The sequence below is a fragment of the Streptomyces atratus genome, from assembly GCF_900119365.1.
Taxonomy (GTDB): Bacteria; Actinomycetota; Actinomycetes; order Streptomycetales; family Streptomycetaceae; genus Streptomyces; species Streptomyces atratus_B.
Genome location: NZ_FPJO01000003.1, coordinates 385,025 through 408,253, shown reverse-complemented (window position 1 = coordinate 408,253; position 23,229 = coordinate 385,025). Strand labels below are relative to the sequence as shown.

Sequence of the window (23,229 nt, the reverse complement as noted above, 5' to 3'; positions counted from 1 at the left end):
ATTTGGCGGACTGCCGGGAGCTGCGCCCGGCACGGTCCGGCCCCAGTTTATCCGTCGCTGCCGTTCGGCGGACAGCATGTCTCGCCCTTTGGGAGTTCTGTGACCTGCGGCACGGCCCGCCGACGGGGGCCGTGCCGCAGCGGACAGTGCCATTTACGCCCATATTTCAAGGGATTCGGACCGGGTGCGGGCGCGGCACAAGGATTTCATCCGAGACGCGACGACACGAGATCCCAGACCGTGTCGGCGAGCGCTTCCTTGGGCCCGTACGGCACCTGGGTCTCACCGCCGTCGGCGGCGAGCACGACCGCCTCGTTCTCCTCGGACCCGAAGGTCCGGCGCTCCCCCACCTCATTGACCACGAGGAGGTCGCAGCCCTTGCGGCGGAGCTTCTCCCGGCCGTTGGCGAGGACGTTGTCGGTCTCTGCGGCGAATCCGACGACGATCTGTTCCGGCCGGGCGCGTTCGCCGGCCACCTCGGCGAGGATGTCGGGGTTGCGGACGAGCCTGATGGGCGCGGGCTCCTGGCCGTCCTTCTTCTTGATCTTTCCCGTGGCGTACTCGGCGGGGCGGAAGTCGGCGACCGCCGCAGCCATCACGACCACGTCGGCGTCCGCGGCGGCCTTCAGCACGGCCTCGCGGAGCTGCACGGCGGTCCCCGCGTGCAGCACGTCGGCGCCGGCCGGGTCGGGCAGTCCGGTGTTGGCCTCGACGAGGGTGACCCGGGCGCCGCGGGCGACCGCGGTGCGGGCCAGGGCGTAGCCCTGCTTGCCGGAGGAACGGTTGCCGAGGTAGCGCACCGGGTCGAGCGGCTCGCGCGTACCACCGGCGCTGATGACCACGTGGCGGCCGGCCAGGTCGGGTTCGACGGGCCCGCGGGCCAGCACCCGGCGGCAGACCTCGAAGATCTCCCCGGGATCGGGCAGTCGGCCCTTGCCGGTGTCGACGCCGGTGAGCCGGCCGACGGCGGGCTCGATGACGACGGCGCCCCGACGGCGCAGGGTGGCGACGTTCTCCTGGGTGGCGGAGTGCTCCCACATCTCGGTGTGCATGGCGGGCGCGAAGACGACCGGACAGCGGGCGGTGAGGAGCGTGTTGGTGAGCAGGTCGTCGGCAAGGCCATGGGCCGCCTTGGCGAGCATGTCGGCGGTGGCGGGGGCGACGACCACCAGATCGGCGCCCTGCCCGATCCTGACGTGCGGCACCTCGTGGACGTCGTCCCAGACCTCGGTGGAGACCGGGTGGCCGGAGAGCGCCGACCAGGTGGCCGCTCCCACGAAGTGCAGCGACGACTCGGTCGGTACGACGCGCACGTCATGACCGGACTCGGTCAGCCGGCGCAGCAGTTCGCACGCCTTGTACGCGGCGATGCCCCCGCTGACCCCCAGAACGACCTTCGGCTTGTCCACTGCGTCTCCCCGCACTCGGATACGAACACCCCCATGCTGCCTCACCGGGGGCGGTCCGATGCTGTCGCCCCGGACACACCTCAGGCCCGGCAGCCGTGGCCGCCGGGCCTGAGGTGAAGGTGCAATTCCTGCTTACTGCGCCGGGCCCTCGATGGCCTCGGAGGTGAGCAGGCCCGCGTTGATCTCGCGGAGCGCGATCGAGAGCGGCTTCTCGTGCACGTGGGTGTCGACGAGCGGACCGACGTACTCCAGGAGACCCTCGCCGAGCTGCGAGTAGTACGCGTTGATCTGGCGCGCGCGCTTGGCGGCGTAGATCACGAGGCTGTACTTCGAGTCGGTGGCCTCGAGGAGCTCATCAATCGGCGGGTTGATGATGCCCTCGGGCGTGGTGATGGAAGAGGACACTCTCTGCCTTCCGAAGGGGGTAAAGATCAAAGAGATCTTTGACGGTGCGGAGATCCGCGGTGGTCTGTGCGCCGACTTCGTCAGTCGCTGTCGGCACGTGGGCCGGAAACCTCCAGCATCAAGGCTAGCAGCTCACGGGCCACGTCCTCGACGGAGGTGTTGACCAGCGTCGTATCGAACTCGGCCTCGGCGGCCAGTTCCACCTTGGCGGCGCCGAGCCGGCGCTCGATCACCTCGGGCGCCTCGGTCCCGCGGCCGGTGAGCCGGCGGACCAGCTCCTCCCAGCTCGGCGGGGCCAGGAAGACCAGCTGTGCGTCCGGCATCGACTGCCGGACCAGCCGGGCACCCTGGAGATCGATCTCCAGCAGCACCGGCTCGCCCGCCTCCAGGCGGTCGAGCACGGCGCGGCGGGGCGTGCCGTAGCGGTTGCCCGCGAATTCGGCCCACTCCAGCAGCTCGCCGTTGGCGATCAGCTTGTCGAACTCCTCGTTGTCCACGAAGAAGTAGTGGACACCGTTGCGCTCACCGGGGCGCGGCTTGCGGGTCGTCGCCGACACCGAGAGCCAGACCTCGGGGTGGACCTTGCGCATATGAGCGACGACCGTGCTCTTGCCGACCCCGGAGGGGCCGGAGAGCACGGTCAGCCGCGGACGTACGTCCGGGGGTACGGGGGACGTCCCCCGGGATGTTGCAGCCATGGAGCGATTATCCAGGTTCTCAGGAGTGCCTGAGAACGTCAGGCGGCGCTGCCGCCGAACTCGCGCTCCAGGGATGCGATCTGGTTGGAGCCGAGACCCCGGACCCGGCGGCTCTCGGAGATGCCGAGCCGCTCCATGATCTGCTTGGCGCGGACCTTGCCCACGCCCGGCAGGGACTCCAGCAGGGCGGAGACCTTCATCTTGCCGATGACGTCGTTCTCCTGGCCCTGCTTGATGACCTCGTGGAGGGAGGCGCCGGAGTGCTTGAGTCGATTCTTGACCTCGGCCCGCTCCCGGCGAGCCGCGGCGGCCTTTTCGAGCGCGGCTGCGCGCTGTTCAGGGGTAAGGGGCGGAAGAGCCACGCCTACGTCACCTCGGATGTCGATCTGTCGGATACGGACCGGTGAGGAAGCTGAACGCTCCACACCAGGTGAGCGACGGACAACTTGTGTACGTCGGCTCTCGACGGAGACTAGCGGCCAAGGCCGCCGGAGTCAGCGAGAACCAACGAAAAGTCCTGGTCAGCCTTGGCCGACCAGGACATTTCAGGCATAACAACCGAGTTTTTTGGTCAGGAAAGAGTCAACACCCTGTTACGTGGCATGATCACCTACCCGCCACGGCCGCCCGGATCTCGTCCGTGAGCCGTTCGGCGGCCTCGCGCAGCCCCGCCACGGCCGGCCCCTGGCTCAGTACGCCGCGGCTCACACTGGGCACCACATTGCCCACCGAGGCGCCGAACACGCCGGGCAGATCCGCGGGCGTCGCGCCCTGCGCCCCGATCCCGGGAGCGAGCAGCGGGCCGTTGATCGCCAGGTTCGCCCCCGCGTCCCCGAGCGTGGCTCCGACCACCGCGCCGACGGAGCCGAGCGGGGTCATCCCCTCGTTCTCGGCGGCCATGTGGTCGAGCATGAGCTGGGCCAGCGAGCGGCCGTCGGCGGCGGTGGCGCGCTGCACCTCGGCGCCCTCCGGGTTGGAGGTGAGGGCGAGCACGAAGACGCCCGCGCCGGAGAGGACCGCGGCGTCGAGCGCCGGGCGCAGCGAGCCGAAGCCGAGGTACGGCGAGACGGTGACCGCGTCCGAGAACAGCGGCGAGTCCTTCTCCAGGTAGGTCGCCGCGTAGGCGCCCATGGTGGAGCCGATGTCGCCGCGCTTGGCGTCCATCAGCACGAGCGCGCCGGCCGCCCGCGCCTCCTCGACCGCCTTCTCCAGGACGGCGATGCCGCGCGAGCCGAAGCGCTCGAAGAACGCGGACTGCGGCTTGAGCACGGCGACCCGGTCGGCCAGTGCCTCCACGACCGTACGCGTGAAGCGTTCGAGCCCGGCGATGTCGTCGTTCAGGCCCCAGGCGGTGAGCAGCGAGGCGTGCGGGTCGATGCCGACACACAGCGGACCGCGGGTGTCCATGGCGCGGCGCAGACGCGCGCCGAACGGTTCGGAGCTCATGCGGTGGCCTTCCTGGTTTCTGCGCCGACGGCTTCGGCGAGGGTGGCGTACGGGGAGGCGGCCAGGCGCGCGGCCAGCCCCTTGTGGATGGCGCGGGCGTAGAACGGGCCCTCGTAGATGAAGGCGCTGTAGCCCTGGACGAGCGTGGCGCCGGCCAGGATGCGCTGCCAGGCGTCCTCGGCGTTCTCGACGCCCCCGACACCGACCAGGGTGATCCGGTCGCCCACGCGCGCGTAGAGGCGGGCCAGCACCTCCAGGGAGCGTGCCTTGAGGGGTGCTCCGGAGAGCCCGCCGGTCTCCCCCGTCAGGGACGGCGAGGACTTCAGGCCGAGGCCGTCGCGGGCGATGGTGGTGTTGGTCGCGATGATGCCGTCCAGGCCCAGCTCGACCGCGAGGTCGGCGACCGCGTCGACGTCCTCGTCCGCGAGGTCCGGGGCGATCTTGACGAGCAGCGGTACCCGCCGTCCGGCGACGGTGCGGTCGGCGGCCTCGCGCACGGCGCTGAGCAGGGGCCGCAGCGCCTCGGTGGCCTGGAGGTTGCGCAGCCCGGGGGTGTTGGGCGAGGAGACGTTCACGACCAGGTAGTCGGCGTGGGCGGCGAGGCGCTCGGTGGACTTCACGTAGTCGCCGGCCGCTTCGGCCTCCGGCACGACCTTCGTCTTGCCGATGTTGACGCCGACCGTGGTCCGGAAGACCGGCCTGCGGGCGGCCAGCCGGGCGGCGACGGCGGCCGAGCCCTCGTTGTTGAAGCCCATGCGGTTGATCAGCGCGCGGTCCGCGACGAGGCGGAAGAGGCGCTTCCTGGGGTTGCCGGGCTGCGGCTCGCCGGTGACCGTACCGATCTCGATGTGGTCGAAGCCGAGCATCGACATGCCGTCGATCGCGACGGCGTTCTTGTCGAAACCGGCGGCGAGGCCGAAGGGGCCGTGCATCCGCAGGCCGAGGGCCTCGGTGCGCAGCTCCTTGTACCGGGGCGCGAGCACGGCGGCGACGAAGGTGCGCAGCACGGGGATGCGGGCGGCGAGGCGGATCCACCGGAAGGCCAGGTAGTGGGCCTGCTCCGGGTCCATCCGCTTGAAGACCAGCCGGAAGAAGAACTTGTACATCGGGAGTGTCCTCACAGAGAGGGGGACACCGTTTCCGGTGTCCCCCTGCCGGTCTGCTAGTCGCGGGCCGCGGTCAGATGTTCCGCGTGTTCCTGGAGGGAACTGACGCCGACGCCTCCGTGGGTGAGCGCGTCGATGCCCTGGACGGCGGCGGCGAGCGCCTGGACCGTCGTCAGGCACGGCACGGACCGGGCCACGGCCGCGGTACGGATCTCGTAGCCGTCGAGGCGGCCGCCCGTCCCGTACGGCGTGTTGACGATGAGGTCGACCTCGCCGTCGTGGATCAGCTGGACGATGGTCTTCTCGCCCTGCGGGCCCACGCCCTCGGACTGCTTGCGCACGATCGTGGCGTTGATGCCGTTGCGCTTGAGGACCTCGGCGGTGCCGGAGGTGGCGAGCAGCTCGAAGCCGTGGGCGACGAGTTCGCGCGCCGGGAAGATCATCGAGCGCTTGTCGCGGTTGGCGACCGAGATGAAGGCGCGGCCCTTGGTGGGCAGCGGGCCGTAGGCGCCGGCCTGCGACTTGGCGTACGCCGTGCCGAAGACCGAGTCGATGCCCATGACCTCGCCGGTGGAGCGCATCTCCGGGCCGAGGACGGTGTCGACGCCGCGGCCGTGGATGTCGCGGAAGCGCGACCACGGCATGACGGCCTCCTTGACGGAGATCGGCGCGTCCATCGGGAGGGTGCCGCCGTCGCCGTTCGCCGGGAGCAGGCCCTCCGCGCGCAGCTCGGCGATGGTCGCGCCGAGCGAGATGCGGGCGGCGGCCTTGGCGAGCGGGACCGCGGTCGCCTTCGAGGTGAAGGGGACGGTGCGCGAGGCGCGCGGGTTGGCCTCCAGGACGTAGAGGATGTCGCCGGAGAGCGCGAACTGGATGTTGATCAGCCCGCGTACGCCGACGCCCTTGGCGATGCCCTCGGTGGAGGCCCGCAGCCGCTTGATGTCGTGGCCGCCGAGCGTGATCGGGGGCAGCGCGCAGGCGGAGTCGCCGGAGTGGATGCCGGCTTCCTCGATGTGCTCCATGACGCCGCCGAGGTAGAGCTCGGTGCCGTCGTAGAGCGCGTCGACATCGATCTCGATCGCGTCGTCGAGGAAGCGGTCGACCAGGACCGGCCGGGTGGGGCTGATCTCGGTGGACTCGGCGATGTACGAGGAGAGCCGGGTCTCGTCGTACACGATCTCCATGCCGCGGCCGCCGAGCACGTAGCTGGGGCGCACGAGGACGGGGTAGCCGATCTCGTCGGCGATGGCCTTGGCCTCGTCGAAGGTGGTGGCCGTGCCGTGTTTCGGGGCCGGGAGCCCGGCCTCGGCCAGGACTCGGCCGAAGGCACCGCGGTCCTCGGCGGCGTGGATGGCCTCCGGGGAGGTGCCGACGACCGGCACGCCGTTGTCCTTGAGCGCCTGCGACAGGCCCAGCGGGGTCTGGCCGCCGAGCTGGACGACGACACCGGCGACCGGGCCGGCGAGCGTCTCCGCGTGCACGATCTCCAGCACGTCTTCCAGCGTCAGCGGCTCGAAGTACAGACGGTCGGAGGTGTCGTAGTCGGTGGAGACGGTCTCCGGGTTGCAGTTGACCATCACGGTCTCGTAGCCCGCGTCGCTCAGCGCGAAGGAGGCGTGGACGCAGGAGTAGTCGAACTCGATGCCCTGGCCGATGCGGTTGGGGCCGGAGCCGAGGATGATCACCGCGGGCTTGGTGCGGGACGCGACCTCGCTCTCCTCGTCGTAACTGGAGTAGAAGTACGGCGTCTTCGCGGCGAACTCGGCGGCGCAGGTGTCGACCGTCTTGTAGACCGGGCGGATGCCCAGCGCGTGCCGCACCTCGCGCACGACGTCCTCGCGCAGGCTGCGGACGTCGGCGATCTGCGCGTCGGAGAAGCCGTGCCGCTTGGCCTCGGCGAGCAGCTCGGGGCCGAGCTTGTCGGCGGCGGCGAGCTCGTCGGCGATCTCCTTGATCAGGAAGAGCTGGTCGACGAACCAGGGGTCGATCTTCGTGGCGTCGAAGACCTCTTCCTGGGTGGCGCCGGCCCGGATCGCCTGCATGACGGTGTTGATCCGGCCGTCGGTCGGGCGGACCGCCTCGGCCAGCAGCTCGGCCTTGTCGCCGGGCTCACCGGTGAAAGCGAACTGGGAGCCCTTCTTCTCCAGCGAGCGCAGCGCCTTCTGGAGCGCCTCGGTGAAGTTCCGGCCGATCGCCATGGCCTCGCCCACCGACTTCATGGTGGTGGTGAGGGTGGAGTCGGCGGAGGGGAATTTCTCGAAGGCGAACCGGGGTGCCTTGACGACGACGTAGTCGAGGGTCGGCTCGAAGGAGGCCGGGGTCTTCTCGGTGATGTCGTTGGGGATCTCGTCGAGCGTGTAGCCGACGGCCAGCTTGGCGGCGATCTTGGCGATCGGGAAGCCGGTGGCCTTCGAGGCGAGCGCCGAGGAGCGGGAGACGCGCGGGTTCATCTCGATCACGATGATCCGGCCGTCTGCCGGGTCGACGGCGAACTGGATGTTGCAGCCGCCGGTGTCGACGCCGACCTCGCGGATGATCGCGATGCCGATGTCGCGCAGCCGCTGGTACTCGCGGTCGGTGAGCGTCATCGCCGGGGCGACGGTGATCGAGTCACCGGTGTGGACGCCCATCGGGTCGAAGTTCTCGATGGAGCAGACGACCACGACGTTGTCGTTCTTGTCGCGCATCAGCTCCAGCTCGTACTCCTTCCAGCCGAGGATGGACTCCTCCAGGAGCACCTCGGTGGTCGGCGAGAGCGTCAGGCCCTGTCCGGCGATGCGGCGCAGCTCGTCCTCGTCGTGCGCGAAGCCGGAACCGGCGCCGCCCATGGTGAAGGACGGGCGGACGACGACGGGGTAGCCGCCGAGCGTCTCGACGCCGGCGAGGACGTCGTCCATGGAGTGGCAGATGACCGAGCGGGCGGACTCGCCGTGGCCGATCTTGGCGTTGACGGCCTCGACGACGCCCTTGAAGAGGTCGCGGTCCTCGCCCTTGTTGATGGCCTCGACGTTGGCGCCGATGAGCTCGACGCCGTACTTCTCCAGGACACCGTTCTCGTGCATGGAGATCGCGGTGTTGAGCGCGGTCTGGCCGCCCAGGGTCGGGAGCAGCGCGTCGGGGCGCTCCTTGGCGATGATCTTCTCGACGAACTCGGGGGTGATCGGCTCGACGTACGTGGCGTCGGCGATCTCCGGGTCGGTCATGATCGTCGCCGGGTTGGAGTTCACCAGGATGACGCGCAGGCCCTCGGCCTTGAGGACGCGGCAGGCCTGGGTTCCGGAGTAGTCGAACTCGGCGGCCTGGCCGATGACGATCGGGCCGGAGCCGATGACCAGGACGGACTGGATATCGGAGCGCTTAGGCACGCTGGCCCTCCATCAGGGATACGAAACGGTCGAAGAGGTACGCGGCGTCGTGCGGGCCCGCGGCTGCTTCGGGGTGGTACTGGACGCTGAAGGCCGGCTGGTCGAGGAGCTGGAGCCCCTCGACGACCTGGTCGTTCAGGCAGACGTGGGAGACCTCGGCGCGGCCGAACTTCGTCTCGGACACCTTGTCGAGCGGGGCGTCGACGGCGAAGCCGTGGTTGTGCGCGGTGACCTCGACCTTGCCGGTCGTGCGGTCCTGCACGGGCTGGTTGATGCCGCGGTGGCCGTACTTCAGCTTGTAGGTGCCGAAGCCGAGGGCGCGGCCCAGGATCTGGTTGCCGAAGCAGATGCCGAAGAGCGGGGTCCTGCGCTCCAGGACGCCCTGCATGACGGAGACCGGGTGGTCGGCGGTGGCCGGGTCGCCGGGGCCGTTGGAGAAGAACACGCCGTCGGGCTCGACCGCGTACACCTCCTCCAGGGTGGCGGTGGCGGGCAGCACGTGCACCTCGATGCCGCGCTCGGCCATCCGGTGCGGGGTCATGCCCTTGATGCCGAGGTCGATCGCGGCGACGGTGAACTTCTTGGTGCCGATCGCGGGGACGACGTACGTCTCCTTGGTGGCGACCTCGGCGGAGAGGTCGGCGCCCACCATCTCCGGGGCCTGCTGGACCCGGGCCAGCAGCGTGGCCTCGTCGGCGACCGCGTCACCGGAGAAGATGCCGACGCGCATGGCGCCGCGCTCGCGCAGGTGGCGGGTGAGCGCGCGGGTGTCGATGCCGCTGATGCCGACGACGCCCTGGCGCTCCAGCTCCTCGTCCAGCGAGCGCCGCGAGCGCCAGTTGGAGGGCACCCGGGCGGGGTCGCGGACGACGTAGCCGGAGACCCAGATCCGCCCGGACTCGGGGTCCTCGTCGTTCACCCCGGTGTTCCCGACGTGCGGGGCGGTCATCACGACGACCTGGCGGTGGTACGAGGGGTCGGTCAGCGTCTCCTGGTAGCCGGTCATGCCGGTGGAGAAAACCGCCTCGCCGAAGGTCTCCCCCACGGCCCCGTAGGCGCGGCCGCGGAAGGCGCGGCCGTCCTCCAGGACGAGTACGGCGGGAGCTTTGGCGGCTCCCCGGGTGGAGATCGTCATCGTGCGGTGCCTTCCGTAGTTCTGGTGAGTTGGTCGATGGCCTCGACCCAGGCCGGGTGCTCGGCCGAGCGGTCGGAGCGGAAGCCGGAGTCGATCAGCTTGTCGCCGTGGGCCCAGGTGATGATCAGCAGGCCGCCCTCGGGGAGGACCTTGCCTGCGATGCCCTTGTCGAGCCGGGCCTCGCGCAGTGCGGCGGCCGGTACGAAGAAGTCGGCCGCCCCGGGGCGTACGACGTCGAGGCCCTGATCGGTCAGGGTCAGCTCGACGCGGCTGCGGGTGCCGAGGCCGTGGGCCACGATCCGGTCGAGCCACTGCCCGGCGGTGGTCGAGGCGTGGTACCGGCCGGTCAGCGTGAGCAGCTTCTCGCCGTCCGCGAACCCTTCGGGGGTGGAGTCGAGTTCCGGCAGGCCGGACTGGAGGCTGCCCCGCCACTTCCATCCCTGGCGCATCAGCCAGTAGACGAAGGCGATCAGGACGAGCAGTCCGACGACCCAGCTGATCCGGGCGGACCAGTCGGTCACCTCGGCCGACTTCTGCTCGGCGGCGAGGTGGTGGAGGGGGATGAGTGATGTCACGCGAGCTTCCCGTCGACGACCGTTGCACGGCCCCGCAGGAAGGTGTGGGTGACTCGGCCCGGCAGCTCGCGCCCCTCGTACGGAGTGTTGCGGCTGCGGGAGGCGAAGCCCGCGGGGTCCACGACACCACGGTAAGCCGGATCGACCAGGGTGAGGTTGGCGGGCTCGCCCGCCGAGACGGGCCGGCCGTGTCCGTCGAGCCGGCCGATGACGGCCGGGCGGAACGACATCCGGTCGGCGACACCCGCCCAGTCGATGAGCCCGGTGTCGACCATGGTCTGCTGCACCACGGACAGCGCGGTCTCCAGGCCCACCATGCCCATGGCGGCGGCGGCCCACTCGCAGTCCTTGTCCTCGTGCGGGTGCGGGGCGTGGTCGGTGGCGACGCAGTCGATGGTGCCGTCGGCGAGCGCCTCGCGCAGGGCCATGACGTCGGCCTCGGTGCGCAGCGGCGGGTTCACCTTGTAGACCGGGTTGTAGGAGCGTACGAGCTCGTCGGTGAGGAGCAGGTGGTGCGGGGTGACCTCGGCGGTGACGCTCCAGCCCTTGGACTTGGCCCAGCGGACGATCTCGACGGATCCGGCGGTCGACAGGTGGCAGATGTGCACCCGGGAGCCGACGTGGGCGGCGAGCAGGACGTCGCGGGCGATGATCGACTCCTCGGCGACGGCGGGCCAGCCGCCGAGACCGAGTTCGGCGGAGACGACGCCCTCGTTCATCTGGGCGCCCTCGGTGAGGCGGGGCTCCTGGGCGTGCTGGGCGACGACACCGTCGAAGGCCTTCACGTACTCCAGCGCGCGGCGCATGATCACCGCGTCGTCGACGCACTTGCCGTCGTCGGAGAAGACCTTCACCCCGGCGGCCGAGTCGTGCATGGCGCCGAGCTCGGCGAGCTTCTTGCCCTCCAGGCCGACGGTGACGGCGCCGATCGGCTGCACGTCGCAGTAGCCGGACTCCTTGCCGAGCCGCCAGACCTGCTCCACGACACCGGCGGTGTCGGCGACCGGGAAGGTGTTGGCCATGGCGTGCACGGCGGTGAAGCCGCCGACGGCCGCCGCCTTGGTGCCGGTCAGGACGGTCTCGGAGTCCTCGCGGCCGGGCTCGCGCAGGTGGGTGTGGAGGTCGACCAGGCCGGGCAGCAGGATCTGGCCCCCGGCCTCGACGACGCGTGCGTCACCGGCCTCGATGTCCGTGCCGACCTCGGCGATGGTGTCGCCGTCGATGAGGACGTCCTGGGGGGCGCCGCCGAGGATCTTCGCGCCGCGGATAAGGATCTTGCTCATGATTACTTGTTCTCCTCGGTACGGGACGGGGCGGCGGATTCGTACCCGCCCAGCAGCAGGTACAGGACGGCCATGCGGATCGAGACGCCGTTGGCGACCTGCTCGACGGCCGTGCACCGGTCGGAGTCGGCGACCTCGGCGGTGATCTCCATGCCACGCACCATCGGGCCGGGGTGCATGACGACGGCGTGCTCGGGCATCTTCGCCATCCGGTCGCCGTCCAGGCCGTAGCGGCGGGAGTACTCGCGCTCGGTCGGGAAGTACGCGGCGTTCATCCGTTCACGCTGCACACGCAGCATCATCACCGCGTCGGACTTCGACAGCACCTCGTCGAGGCCGTAGCTGACCTCGCAGGGCCACTGCTCGACACCGACCGGGACGAGGGTCGGCGGGGCCACCAGGGTGACGTGGGCGCCGAGCGTGTTCAGCAGGTGGACGTTGGAGCGGGCCACCCGGCTGTGCAGGATGTCGCCGACGATGGTGATCCGGCGGCCTTCGAGGTCCCGGCCGAGTCCGCTGTCGGCGCCGACCAGGCGGCGGCGCATCGTGAAGGCGTCCAGGAGGGCCTGGGTGGGGTGCTCGTGGGTCCCGTCGCCGGCGTTGACGACGGCGCCGTCGATCCAGCCGGAGGTGGCGAGGCGGTACGGGGCCCCGGAGGCGCCGTGCCGGATGACGACGGCGTCGGCGCCCATCGCCTCCAGGGTCAGCGCGGTGTCCTTGAGCGACTCGCCCTTGGAGACGGACGAGCCCTTCGCGGAGAAGTTGATGACGTCGGCGGACAGACGCTTGGCGGCCGCCTCGAAGGAGATGCGGGTACGGGTCGAGTCCTCGAAGAAGAGGTTGACGACGGTACGGCCGCGCAGGGTCGGGAGCTTCTTGATCGGCCGGTCCGCGACCCTGGCCATCTCCTCGGCGGTGTCGAGGATCAGGACGGCGTCGTCGCGGGTGAGATCGGCGGCCGAGATGAGGTGGCGCTTCATCTGGGTGTTCTCCGGGGGCTGGAGGGGTTCAGGCATGCGGGCGTGCGGAAGCGGCCGACGGGCTCGTGGCCGGGCCGTACGGGTGCGGTGCGGCTACTGCTCGCCCGTCGGGGCGGTCCGCTCGACACCGAGCAGCACGGCGTCCCGGCCGTCCTCCTCGGCGAGCTGGACCTTGACCGTCTCCCGCAGCGACGTGGGGAGGTTCTTGCCGACGTAGTCGGCACGGATCGGGAGTTCGCGGTGACCGCGGTCGACGAGGACCGCGAGCTGCACCGCGCGGGGCCGGCCGATGTCGCCCAGGGCGTCGAGCGCGGCGCGGATCGTGCGTCCCGAGAAGAGGACGTCGTCGACGAGGACGACCAGGCGGCCCTCGATGCCCTCGCCGGGGATGTCGGTCCGGGCCAGGGCGCGCGCCGGGCGCAGCCGCAGGTCGTCGCGGTACATGGTGATGTCGAGGGAGCCGACCGGCATCTTCCCGCCGGTGATCTCTTCGAGTTTTTCGGCGAGCCTGCGGGCGAGGAAGACGCCCCGCGTCGGGATGCCGAGGAGCACCACGTCGTCGGCGCCCTTGGCGCGTTCGACGATCTCGTGGGCGATCCGGGTCAGTACCCGGGCGATGTCGGGAGCCTCCAGAACGGGGCGTGCCGCATTGCCGGTGGCTTCGTGCTGTGCGTCCATAAGAAACGGACCTCCTTCTCCGCCTCACGGGACGGACCTTAAAGGACGTCGAAATTGCGTCAACCACGTTACCAGGGCTTGCGCCGGCCTCTGATCCCACCCCCGGGAGGGGCCGGTCCGGACCATTCGGCTTGACGCATCCAAGTAACGCTGCGTAACCTCACAGTGAGTTACCAGCAACGCGGCGGAGCCGCGAAATGTCCCAGCGTCCGGGGAGCCTTATGTCCAGCGAATACGCAAAACAGCTCGGGGCCAAACTCCGTGCCATCCGCACCCAGCAGGGCCTCTCCCTCCATGGCGTGGAGGAGAAGTCCCAGGGCCGCTGGAAGGCCGTTGTCGTCGGTTCGTACGAGCGCGGCGACCGTGCCGTGACCGTGCAGCGCCTGGCCGAGCTCGCGGACTTCTACGGGGTCCCGGTGCAGGAGCTCCTGCCCGGCACGACGCCCGGAGGGGCCGCCGAGCCGCCGCCGAAGCTGGTCCTGGACCTGGAGCGTCTCGCCCACGTCCCGCCGGAGAAGGCCGGTCCGCTGCAGCGCTATGCGGCGACGATCCAGAGCCAGCGCGGTGACTACAACGGCAAGGTGCTCTCGATCCGCCAGGACGACCTGCGCACACTGGCCGTGATCTACGACCAGTCGCCGTCGGTGCTCACGGAGCAGCTGATCAGCTGGGGCGTGCTGGACGCCGACGCGCGTCGCGCCGTGGCCCACGAAGAGGGCTGAGGCCCCACTGAAGAAACGTGCCGCCGTGTTCGGCGCGGGTTCACTCCTTCGGGTGCCCGCGTCGGCACGGCTTTTTCGTGTGCGCCGGTTGATGCGCGACGGCCCGTCCGTGCCGGTCCGCCGCTTGCCGAAGGGCCCACGGTCCGCAGACCATGGGCCCTTCGTCGGCTGAACGCCGCCGTCGGCTACTGCTCGCGGCGGAGGTTCGGCTTGAGGTCCTTGAAGCGGGCCAGCAGCCCGTTCACGAAGGACGGGGAGTCGTCGGTGGAGAACTCCTTGGCGAGCTGGACCGCCTCGTCGATCACCACTGCGTCCGGGGTGCCGTCCACCCAGATCAGCTCGTACGCACCGAGCCGCAGGATGTTCCGGTCGACGACCGGCATGCGGTCGATCTCCCAGTCCACGGCGTAGGTCACGATGAGGTCGTCGATCCGGTCCGCGTACTGCGCGTACCCCTCGACGAGCTCCATCGTGTACTCGGTGACCGGCGGCTGACGGTTGTCGGCCCGCGAGTGCCGCACCCAGTCCGCGAGCACCGTCTGCACGGATTCGCCGCGCTGGTCGGCCTCGAAGAGGATCTGGAAGGCACGCTTGCGGGCCTTGTTCCGGGCAGCCACGGTTAGCTGTTCACCCGGCCGAGGTAGTCGCTGGTGCGGGTGTCGACCTTGACCTTCTCACCGGTGGTGATGAAGAGCGGGACCTGGATCTGGTAACCGGTCTCCAGGGTGGCGGGCTTGGTGCCACCGGTGGAGCGGTCGCCCTGGACGCCCGGCTCGGTCTCCTGGATGACGAGCTCGACGGCGGCGGGCAGTTCGACGTAGAGCACCTCGCCCTCGTGCTGGGCGACGGAGGCCTTGAAGCCCTCGATCAGGAAGTTGGCGGCGTCGCCGACGGACTTGCGGTCGACCATGAGCTGGTCGTAGGTGTCCATGTCCATGAAGACGAAGTACTCGCCGTCCATGTACGAGAACTCCATGTCGCGACGGTCGATGGTGGCCGTTTCGACCTTCACACCGGCGTTGAACGTCTTGTCGACGACCTTGCCGGAGAGCACGTTCTTGAGCTTGGTGCGCACGAAGGCCGGGCCCTTGCCGGGCTTGACGTGCTGGAACTCGACGACGGACCAGAGCTGGCCTCCGTCGAGCTTGAGCACCATGCCGTTCTTGAGGTCGTTCGTGGAAGCCACGGTTGCGGAATCTCCTGGACTGAAGCTGGTGGAACGACCGAGGATGCGCGCTAGAGCGCGAGCAGCTCCTTGGTCGTAATGGTGAGTAGCTCGGGTCCGCCGTCCGCCTCGGGGCGCACGACGAGCGTGTCATCGATCCGGACCCCGCCCCGGCCCGGGAGGTGGACCCCCGGTTCGACGGTGACCGGCACACAAGCGTCCAGTTTACCCATGGCCGCAGGTGCCAACTGCGGGTCCTCGTCGATTTCGAGTCCCACCCCGTGCCCGGTCCAGGGCGCCAGGCCCCCGCCGTGCCCCGCGGAATCCAGGAGATACCGGGCCGCGCGGTCCACGTCGCGGTAGGCGGCGCCTGGCACGAGAGCCTCGCGCCCGGCCCGCTGAGCGGCGAAAACCAGGTCGTAGAGCTCGATCTGCCAGTCGGCGGGCGTCGTCCCGATGACGAACGTGCGGCCGATCTCGCAGCGGTAGCCGCGATAGTTCGCGCCCAGGCAGACGGAGAGGAAATCTCCCTCCTCGACCCGGCGGTCCGAGGGTCGGTGACGGCCCTGGCCCGAGTTGGGGCCGGTGGCGACGGAGGTGGCGAAGGCGGGGCCGTCCGCGCCGTGGTCCACCAGACGACGCTCCAGCTCCAGGGCGAGGTGCCGTTCGGTGCGGCCCACCAGGATGGATTCCAGGAGTTCGCCCAGGGCCTGGTCGGTGATCTCGGCGGCGATCCGCAGACAGGCGATCTCCTCCTCGTCCTTGACCACCCGCAGCTGCTCGACGGTGGCACCGAGATCGGCCAGCCTCAGGCGCGGGGCGACCGAACCCATGGCCCGGTGGCGGGAGACCGTCAGATGGTGCTCCTCGACGGCGAGGGACTCCGCGCCCGAGGAGGCGGCCAGATCGGCGGCCGCGACCACCGGATCGCCGTCGGAGCCCGGCAGCAGCGACAGCCGCAGCTGTTCGTCGGTGCGGCCGTCGGCGGGATCGCCGCTCGGGGCGCGGGGGGTGAGCAGGACGTCCCCGCCGGGTCCGAGCAGCAGCACGGAACCCGGGGGCGCCCCGCCCGCGAGATAGCGGACGTTGGCGGGGCGGGAGACCAGAGCGGCCGCGGATCCGACGGCGGCGCACCGGTCGCGGAGCAGCCCGCGGCGGACGGCGTACACCTCTGACATGTCACGAGCCTACGAGCGGTGGCGCGGGCCTGCTCGGTCAGCGCATCCGACCGGGGGGCGGCCGCCGGTCCCGTCGCCGGCCGCGAGCACCGCCGGGCGGTGGTTCACCAGGCCGGGGGGCTGGCTATGGAGCGGGCGAGTATGTCGTCCAGGACGCGGGCGGTGGTCTCCACGTCGTACGTCGAGTTGTCGATGATCGGCAGGCCGGAGCCGTACCAGCCGGCCATCCTGCCGTGGATTCTGGCCACCTCCTCGTCCGAGAGGCGGCGGTTTCCGCTGCGGGCGGCGTTGCGCTCCAGCACGATCTCCAGGCCGGGCAGCAGGACGACGGGCAGGAGTCCGGGGCCGACATGGCGCTTCCAGCCGCCGAGGCCGACGACCGGCCGGTCGGGGAAGACGGCGTCGTCGAGGATGCAGGAGATGCCGTTGGCGAGGAAGTTGCGGGCGGCGAAGCCGCAGGTGCGGCGGGCCAGGCGGTACTGGGCCTCGGAGTGGTCGTTCCACCCGGACTGCGGGTCGGCGAAACCGGAGCAGACCCATTCGCGGACGTCGTCGAGGCTGACATGGGCGGTGGGCACCCGGCGGCGGCTGGCCCAGAGCTTGGCCACGGTGGTCTTGCCGGCACCCGCGGGACCGATCAGGAGGACGGCGAGGGTCGCGCTGCCGGTGCCGGGCTCGGCAGGCGGTGCGGGCAGCGGTACGGGGCCGCCGGGCGGCAGCTGGACGTGTCCCGTGGTCTCCCGGGCGGGAGGCCCCGGGGCATGGTGCGGGGCCGTCCCGCTCCACCCACCGGGCGTGGGAGGGGTGGGGGGCGGCGGCCCCGGCGGACCGGGGTGGCCGGGGTGCTGGGCCTGGTGCGACCAGCCGACAGGTCCGTTTCCGGGGCCTTGGGGCGGCGGCAGCGGGGCCCCCACTGCGTGCTGCATCCGGTGCCACTCCGTCTCGTACAGGCAACTGGCGCTGGTGGAACGGCAACCGTACCGTCCCCGGCCGCCGCTGGAACAACGGTCGGGGACGCGCCACGGTGCCCGGTCGGCCGGGAAAATCCGGTCCGTCAGTCGGTCAGCTCGTCCGCCAGGGCGCGCAGCGCGAGGCGGTAGGAGCCGATGCCGAATCCGGCCACGGTCCCCGTGGCGACCGGCGCGACCACGGAGTTGTGGCGGAAATCCTCTCGTGCGTACGGGTTCGAGATGTGCACCTCGATCAGCGGGGCGGTGCGCTGGGCCGCCGCGTCCCGCATCCCGTACGAGTAGTGGGTGAAGGCACCCGGGTTGAGAACGACCGGAATTGAACCGTCCGCGGCCTCGTGGAGCCAGCGGATCAGTTCGCCCTCGTCGTTGGTCTCGCGGACGTCGACGTCGAAGCCGAGCTCCTTGCCGAGCGCATGACAGGTCTCGACGAGTCCGGCGTAGGACGTGGCTCCGTACACGTCCGGCTCGCGGGAGCCGAGCCGGCCGAGGTTCGGGCCGTTGAGGACGAGCACCCGGCGGGTCACGCCGACACCTCCCCGTAGGCGGCGAGCAGCACGGCCGGGTCGGGGCCCTCCAGGACGGTGGGCTTGCCGAGGCCGTCGAGGACGATGAAGCGCAGCAGGTCGCCGCGGGACTTCTTGTCCACCTTCATGTTCTCCAGCAGCTTGGGCCACTGGTCGCCACGGTAGGTGAGCGGCAGTCCGACGGACTCCAGGACGGTGCGGTGCCGGTCGGCGGTGGCGTCGTCGAGGCGTCCGGCCAGCCGGCCCAGCTCGGCGGCGAAGACCATGCCGACCGAGACGGCAGCGCCGTGCCGCCACTTGTAGCGCTCGTTCTTCTCGATGGCGTGGGCCAGGGTGTGGCCGTAGTTCAGGATCTCGCGCAGTCCGGATTCCTTCAGGTCGCTGGAGACGACCTCGGCCTTGACCCTGATGGCGCGTTCGATCAGCTCGGCGGTGTGCGGTCCGGTCGGCGTACGGGCGCCCTCCGGGTCCGCCTCGACGAGGTCGAGGATGGCCGGGTCGGCGATGAAGCCGGCCTTGATGACCTCTGCCATGCCGCTGACGTAGTCGTTCACGGGCAGCGAGTCCAGCGCCGCGAGGTCGCAGAGGACCCCGGCCGGCGGGTGGAAGGCGCCGACGAGGTTCTTGCCCTCGGCGGTGTTGATGCCGGTCTTGCCGCCGACGGCCGCATCGACCATGCCGAGCACGGTCGTCGGTACGGCGATCCAGCGCACCCCGCGCAGCCAGCTCGCCGCGACGAATCCGGCCACGTCGGTGGTGGCTCCGCCGCCGACGCCGACGATCACGTCGGTGCGGGTGAAGCCGGTCTGGCCTAGCGCCTTCCAGCAGTACGCCGCGACCTCGACGGTCTTGGCCTCCTCGGCGTTCGGCAGCTGGATCGCGATGGCCTCGTAGCCCTGCTCGGCGAGGTCCTGGCGGACCGCCTCACCGGTCTCGGCGAGCGCCTCGGGGTGCAGCACCGCGACGCGCTTGGCACGGTCGCCGATGAGCGCCGGCAGCTCGCCGAGCAGCTGACGGCCGACCAGCACCTCGTACGGGTCGGTGCCCGCACTGCCTGCGATCGGGATGCGGGTGGGGCCCTGCTCGGTCATGGGTGTGTTCTCCCGGCCGGGGGCGACAAGGCCGTCCTCCGGCAGTTCCAGTGCGTCGAGGACCGCCTGGGCGACCTCTTCGGGGGTGCGCTCGTCGGTGGCGACGGTCACCCGGGCCACCTCGGTGTACAGGTGGCGGCGGGCGTCCATCAGCTCGCGCCACTGCCGGCGCGGATTGACCGCGAGGAGCGGGCGGGCGGTGTTCAGGCCGACCCGCCTGACCGCCTCCTCGACGTCCATCGAGAGATAGACGACGGGGCGGCCGGTGAGCAGGGCGCGGGTCGTGTCGTCGAGCACGGCGCCACCGCCGAGGGAGAGGACACCGGTGTGCTCGGCGACGGCGGTGTGCACCGCCTGTCGCTCCAGCTCCCGGAAGTGCTCCTCGCCCTCGTCGTAGAAGATCTCCGCGATCGGCTTGCCGGCCGCGGCCACGACGTCCGCGTCGGTGTCCCGGTAGGTGGTGCCGAGCCGGCCGGCGAGCAGCTCACCGACCGTGGACTTGCCGACGCCCATCGGGCCGACGAGGACGATCAGCGGGCCGCTCATCGGATCTGGAGGTGGTCGAGGTACGACTGCACATTGCGGTGGGTCTCGGCGACGCTGTCGCCGCCGAACTTCTCCGCGACGGCGTCGGCCAGGACCAGCGCGACCATCGCCTCGGCGACGATGCCCGCGGCCGGGACGGCACAGACATCGGAGCGCTGGTGGTGGGCCTTGGCGGGTTCGCCGGTGACGACGTCGACGGTGGCGAGTGCGCGCGGCACGGTGGCGATGGGCTTCATCGCGGCACGGACCCGCAGCAGCTCGCCGGTGGTCAGGCCGCCCTCGGTGCCGCCGGAACGGCCGGAGGCGCGCTTGATGCCGTCCTCGGTGACCAGGATCTCGTCGTGCGCCTTGGAGCCGGGGACCCGGGCCAGGTCGAAGCCGTCGCCGACCTCGACCCCCTTGATGGCCTGGACACCCATCAGGGCGGCGGCGAGCCGGGCGTCGAGCCGGCGGTCCCAGTGGACGTGCGAGCCGAGGCCGACGGGCACCCCGTACGCCAGCACCTCGACGACGCCGCCGAGGGTGTCGCCGTCCTTGTGGGCCTGGTCGATCTCGGCGACCATCTCCTTGCTCGCGTCGGCGTCCAGGCAGCGCACCGGGTCGGCGTCGAGCCTCTCGACGTCGGCGGGCGTCGGGTAGACGCCGTAGGGCGCCTTGGCCGCGGCCAGCTCGACGACATGGCTGACGATCTCGATGCCGGCGGTCTCCTTGAGGTACGACCGCGCGACGGCGCCGAGCGCGACGCGGGCCGCCGTCTCCCGGGCGCTGGCGCGCTCCAGGATCGGCCGGGCCTCGTCGAAGCCGTACTTCTGCATGCCCGCGAGGTCGGCGTGACCGGGCCTCGGGCGGGTCAGCGGGGCGTTGCGGGCCAGCGCGGCCAGCTCCTCGGGGTCGACCGGGTCGGCCGACATGACCTGCTCCCACTTGGGCCACTCGGTGTTGCCCACCATCACGGCGACCGGCGAGCCCATGGTGAGGCCGTGGCGCACCCCGCCGAGGAAGGTGACCTCGTCCTTCTCGAACTTCATCCGCGCACCGCGGCCATAACCGAGCCGCCGCCGGGCGAGTGCGTCCGCCACCATCTCCGTGGTGATCGGGACACCGGCGGGAAGACCCTCCAGCGTCGCCACGAGTGCGGGGCCGTGCGACTCCCCCGCGGTCAGCCAGCGCAACCTGCTCAACGGTGCTCCTCATGCTCGCGCCTGGAACTGCAACGGCGCGACCGGGTGCGCGGCCCTGGCCCGCCGCCTTCGATCCTCCCACGACCGGGGGCCCGAACCGGTCGCCGGTCCAGCAGACGGACGGATCACGCGGGCGGGCCCGAGGGCTCAGCGGGCGGCGAGCGCCTCTTCGCCGGCCCGCCGCATGGCCGCGAGCGGCGCGGGGGCGCGGCCGGTCATCTGCTCGACCTGGAGGACGGCCTGGTGCACCAGGAGGTCGAGACCTCCGACCACTGCGCCGCTCCGGGCAGTCCAGGCGGCGGCGAGGCGGGTGGGCCAGGGCTCGTACAGCACGTCGAAGAGCGTGCCGGGCCGCTCCGGTACGGCGGCGGCCAGCGCGTCCGTGGCACCGGCCGGGGTGGTGGCGACGACCAGCGGGGCATGCAGCGCCTGCTCGGCCTCCGCCCAGTCGGCGATCCGGACGTCCACGCCGAGGCGTTCGCCCCAGCCGCGCATCTCATGACCCCGCTCCCGGCTGCGGACGTAGGCAGTGACCGGTCCCGTGCAGATCTCGGACAGGGCGGCGAGCGCCGATGACGCGGTCGCGCCGGCGCCGAGGACGGCGGCGGACTCGGTCTTCTCCACCCCGCGTTCGCGCAGCGCGGCGATCATCCCGGGGATGTCGGTGTTGTCACCGGTCCGCCGGCCGTCCTCGGTGAGCACGACCGTGTTGACGGCCTCCACCGACGACGCGGTCTCGCTGATGGAGTCCAGCAGCGGAATGATCGCCCGCTTGAGCGGCATGGTCAGCGAGAGCCCGGCCCAGGTGGAGTCGAGCCCTTCGACGAAGCCGGGCAGCGCGGCCTCGTCGACCTCGAACCGGTCGTACGCCCAGTGGGTGAGGCCGAGTTCGGCGTAAGCGGCCCGGTGCAGGACCGGGGAGAGCGAGTGAGCGATGGGCGAGCCGAGAACGGCTGCCCGATGGTGTCCGTCAGCCGAGGCCATGCTGTTCCTTGAACTTCTGGTTGAGCTTCTCGTGCTCGGCGGCCGTCTTGGTGAACTGGGTCTTCTTGCCGTCGAGCGAGATGAAGAACATCCATCCGTCACCTGTGGGATTGAGCGTTGCACGCAGGGCTTCGTCGCCCGGATTGCTGATCGGCCCTGGCGGAAGACCCGCGTGGTAATAGGTGTTGTAAGGGTCCGGATTGCTCAGGATCTCACTCGACCCGATCTTGATCTTGCTCTGATTCTTGAGGTAATTGAACGCGGAGTCGAATTGAAGCTTTCGATTCGTGGCCGTATTGTCCGCCTTCAGGCGGTTGTAGGCAACTTCGGCCATCTTGCGGAAGTCATCGTGCGTGAGACCCTCCGCCTGGACCAGGCTGGCGACCGTGAGGACCTGCCAAGGGCCGTCCAGCTTGTACTTCTTGGCGGCTCCTTCGAGGTCGAGCTTGTCGTATTCCTCGTTGGCGCGGGAGACCATCTTCTTCAGAAGGATCTCCGGCTTGGTCTCCTTGGTGACCGGATAGGCCGCCGGGTACAGGAACCCTTCCAGCGGGTCCTTGACGTCCTTGCCGTTGACCGCCCAGTCGGGCAGGCCGAGTTCGGACGCGTCGGACTTGGCGATGTCCTTGGTCGTGCCCTTCTTGAGGCCCAGCTTCTTGTCGACCATCTCGTAGACGTCGACATTGCGGAAACCCTCGGGAATCACCAGAAGATTCTGGCTGTTCGGGTCGACCATCATCTTCACGGCCTCGGCCGCCGACATCTTCTCGCGGAGCAGATAGACGCCCGCCTGGATCGACTTCCCCTTGGGGACCTCGTTCTGCGCGGAGACGAACGCGTCGACGCTCTTGACGACGCCCTTCTTCTTCAGGATGTTGGCGATGTCGTAGCCGAAGGCACCCTTGGGGATCTCCACCTCGACCGACCCCGAGCCGCTGCCCGCGTAGTCGGGCGCCGCGCCGAACTTGTCCTGCCAGTACGAGTAGCCGAAGTAGCCCACTCCGCCGAGGCCGCCGACCAGGACCAGCGAGACGACCAGGCAGGCGCTGCCGCTGCGGCTCTTCTTCTTGCCCTTGCCGCGACGCTCATTGCCGCCCCGGCCGCCGCGGCGTGACTCACGCGGGTCGTCGTCACGCTCGTCGCCATTGTCGTCACGGTCGTCGGCGCCCGTGAAGAAGGGGTGGGTCTCCTCCGGCTGGACCTCCGGGTCCCAGTCCGGAGACTGCGTCGGGGCCTGCTGGGGAGCGGCCTCACGACGGCCCGGGGGCTGCGGCGGCGGGTAGGCCTCCGGCGTGCCGTAGTAGTCGTGCGTCTCGCCGTAGCCGCCCTGCCCGCCGCCGTACGGGTCGGCGGCCGGCTGGGGGTCGTACGGCATCGCGGCCGACTGCTGCCCGGTGTCCCAGCCGCCGTTGTCGTACTGCGGCTGCTGGGGTTGCTGGGGCTGCTGCGCATACGGGTCCTGCGGGACCGCGTAGCCGGGCTGCTGCTGGTACTGCTGCTGGGTGTACGGCTCGTGCTGCTGCGGCTGCTGCTGGGCGTAGGGATCGTGCGGCTGCGGCTGCTGCTGCTGGGCGTACGGGTCGTGCGACTGCTGCTGCTGCTGAGCGTACGGATCGTAGGGCTGCTGCTGGCCGCCGTACTGGCTCTGGCCGTGGGCGGACTGCTGTCCTCCCCATCCCTGGTCCCCGTACAAGGGGTCCTCGGGATGCCGCGGTTCGGAGCCGGGGCCCCGGCCATACTCAGTCATCGATCCCCTAGAGCCGCGAGACGGCCTTCCGTCTCTTTGC

General features: G+C 70.6%; 22 protein-coding genes. 1 reads left to right on the top strand and 21 read right to left on the bottom strand.

Features of this window, described 5'->3' with window-relative positions:
- Positions 1-206: 206 nt before the first annotated feature.
- From coaBC to pyrR, 12 genes are all read right to left on the bottom strand, one after another.
- Positions 207-1,409 carry a bifunctional phosphopantothenoylcysteine decarboxylase/phosphopantothenate--cysteine ligase CoaBC gene (gene coaBC, locus BT364_RS08820; protein ID WP_072484548.1) on the bottom strand — a complete coding sequence of 401 codons (1,203 nt, stop codon included), beginning with the start codon at positions 1,407-1,409 and terminating at the stop codon, positions 207-209.
- Positions 1,410-1,541: 132 nt separating this feature from the next.
- Positions 1,542-1,814 (bottom strand): DNA-directed RNA polymerase subunit omega, encoded by a 273-nt coding sequence (rpoZ, locus tag BT364_RS08815; RefSeq protein WP_003970369.1) that lies wholly within the window; start codon positions 1,812-1,814, stop codon positions 1,542-1,544.
- A gap of 80 nt (positions 1,815-1,894) precedes the next feature.
- Positions 1,895-2,512 carry a guanylate kinase gene (gene gmk, locus BT364_RS08810; RefSeq protein ID WP_072484547.1) on the bottom strand — a complete coding sequence of 206 codons (618 nt, stop codon included), beginning with the start codon at positions 2,510-2,512 and terminating at the stop codon, positions 1,895-1,897.
- A 38-nt stretch (positions 2,513-2,550) separates the two neighbouring features.
- Entirely contained in the window at positions 2,551-2,874 is a 324-nt protein-coding gene (locus BT364_RS08805; RefSeq protein WP_014157387.1) for an integration host factor, read from the bottom strand.
- 244 nt (positions 2,875-3,118) lie between these two features.
- Positions 3,119-3,958 (bottom strand): orotidine-5'-phosphate decarboxylase, encoded by an 840-nt coding sequence (pyrF, locus tag BT364_RS08800; protein ID WP_072484546.1) that lies wholly within the window; start codon positions 3,956-3,958, stop codon positions 3,119-3,121.
- A complete protein-coding gene (locus BT364_RS08795) occupies positions 3,955-5,064 on the bottom strand; it encodes a quinone-dependent dihydroorotate dehydrogenase (RefSeq protein ID WP_072484545.1) in 1,110 nt (369 codons plus the stop codon). The genes pyrF and BT364_RS08795 overlap by 4 nt, the downstream gene beginning before the upstream one ends.
- Before the next feature lie 56 nt (positions 5,065-5,120).
- On the bottom strand, positions 5,121-8,429 hold the full coding sequence (gene carB / locus BT364_RS08790; RefSeq protein ID WP_072484544.1) for a carbamoyl-phosphate synthase large subunit: 3,309 nt from the start codon (positions 8,427-8,429) through the stop codon (positions 5,121-5,123).
- Positions 8,422-9,564 (bottom strand): glutamine-hydrolyzing carbamoyl-phosphate synthase small subunit, encoded by a 1,143-nt coding sequence (gene carA, locus BT364_RS08785; RefSeq protein WP_072484543.1) that lies wholly within the window; start codon positions 9,562-9,564, stop codon positions 8,422-8,424. Before carA ends, carB begins: the two co-directional genes overlap by 8 nt.
- A complete protein-coding gene (locus BT364_RS08780; RefSeq protein ID WP_072484542.1) occupies positions 9,561-10,139 on the bottom strand; it encodes a PH-like domain-containing protein in 579 nt (192 codons plus the stop codon). The genes carA and BT364_RS08780 overlap by 4 nt, the downstream gene beginning before the upstream one ends.
- Positions 10,136-11,422: a dihydroorotase gene (locus tag BT364_RS08775; protein ID WP_072484541.1), complete on the bottom strand. Its 1,287-nt coding sequence runs from the start codon at positions 11,420-11,422 to the stop codon at positions 10,136-10,138. Before BT364_RS08775 ends, BT364_RS08780 begins: the two co-directional genes overlap by 4 nt.
- 2 nt (positions 11,423-11,424) lie before the next feature.
- A complete protein-coding gene (locus BT364_RS08770; RefSeq protein WP_072484540.1) occupies positions 11,425-12,402 on the bottom strand; it encodes an aspartate carbamoyltransferase catalytic subunit in 978 nt (325 codons plus the stop codon).
- A gap of 93 nt (positions 12,403-12,495) precedes the next feature.
- On the bottom strand, positions 12,496-13,080 hold the full coding sequence (gene pyrR, locus BT364_RS08765) for a bifunctional pyr operon transcriptional regulator/uracil phosphoribosyltransferase PyrR (protein WP_072484539.1): 585 nt from the start codon (positions 13,078-13,080) through the stop codon (positions 12,496-12,498).
- A gap of 221 nt (positions 13,081-13,301) precedes the next feature.
- Here pyrR and bldD point away from each other — a divergent pair, with 221 nt between their 5' ends.
- The gene (bldD, locus tag BT364_RS08760) at positions 13,302-13,802 is read left to right on the top strand and encodes a transcriptional regulator BldD (protein WP_014044812.1); all 501 of its coding nucleotides are present in this window, start codon (positions 13,302-13,304) and stop codon (positions 13,800-13,802) included.
- A 185-nt stretch (positions 13,803-13,987) separates the two neighbouring features.
- Here the strand turns inward: bldD and nusB are convergent, their stop codons facing one another.
- The 9 genes from nusB to mltG form a co-directional block, all read right to left on the bottom strand.
- The gene (gene nusB, locus BT364_RS08755; RefSeq protein WP_072484538.1) at positions 13,988-14,419 is read right to left on the bottom strand and encodes a transcription antitermination factor NusB; all 432 of its coding nucleotides are present in this window, start codon (positions 14,417-14,419) and stop codon (positions 13,988-13,990) included.
- A gap of 2 nt (positions 14,420-14,421) precedes the next feature.
- Positions 14,422-14,988 (bottom strand): elongation factor P, encoded by a 567-nt coding sequence (gene efp / locus BT364_RS08750; RefSeq protein ID WP_072484537.1) that lies wholly within the window; start codon positions 14,986-14,988, stop codon positions 14,422-14,424.
- Positions 14,989-15,038: 50 nt separating this feature from the next.
- Positions 15,039-16,145, bottom strand: a complete 1,107-nt coding sequence (locus tag BT364_RS08745; protein ID WP_072484536.1) for an aminopeptidase P family protein — start codon at positions 16,143-16,145, stop codon at positions 15,039-15,041.
- A gap of 104 nt (positions 16,146-16,249) precedes the next feature.
- The gene (locus BT364_RS08740) at positions 16,250-17,071 is read right to left on the bottom strand and encodes a Pro-rich N-terminal domain-containing protein (protein WP_072484535.1); all 822 of its coding nucleotides are present in this window, start codon (positions 17,069-17,071) and stop codon (positions 16,250-16,252) included.
- Between the two features lie 128 nt (positions 17,072-17,199).
- Positions 17,200-17,640 (bottom strand): type II 3-dehydroquinate dehydratase, encoded by a 441-nt coding sequence (aroQ, locus tag BT364_RS08735; protein WP_072484534.1) that lies wholly within the window; start codon positions 17,638-17,640, stop codon positions 17,200-17,202.
- Positions 17,637-19,277 (bottom strand): 3-dehydroquinate synthase, encoded by a 1,641-nt coding sequence (aroB, locus tag BT364_RS08730; RefSeq protein WP_072484533.1) that lies wholly within the window; start codon positions 19,275-19,277, stop codon positions 17,637-17,639. Before aroB ends, aroQ begins: the two co-directional genes overlap by 4 nt.
- Positions 19,274-20,458, bottom strand: a complete 1,185-nt coding sequence (gene aroC / locus BT364_RS08725) for a chorismate synthase (protein WP_072484532.1) — start codon at positions 20,456-20,458, stop codon at positions 19,274-19,276. Before aroC ends, aroB begins: the two co-directional genes overlap by 4 nt.
- Positions 20,459-20,605: 147 nt before the next feature.
- On the bottom strand, positions 20,606-21,442 hold the full coding sequence (locus BT364_RS08720; protein ID WP_072484531.1) for a shikimate dehydrogenase: 837 nt from the start codon (positions 21,440-21,442) through the stop codon (positions 20,606-20,608).
- Positions 21,429-23,189 (bottom strand): endolytic transglycosylase MltG, encoded by a 1,761-nt coding sequence (gene mltG, locus BT364_RS08715; protein ID WP_072484530.1) that lies wholly within the window; start codon positions 23,187-23,189, stop codon positions 21,429-21,431. The genes BT364_RS08720 and mltG overlap by 14 nt, the downstream gene beginning before the upstream one ends.
- Positions 23,190-23,229: the final 40 nt, after the last annotated feature.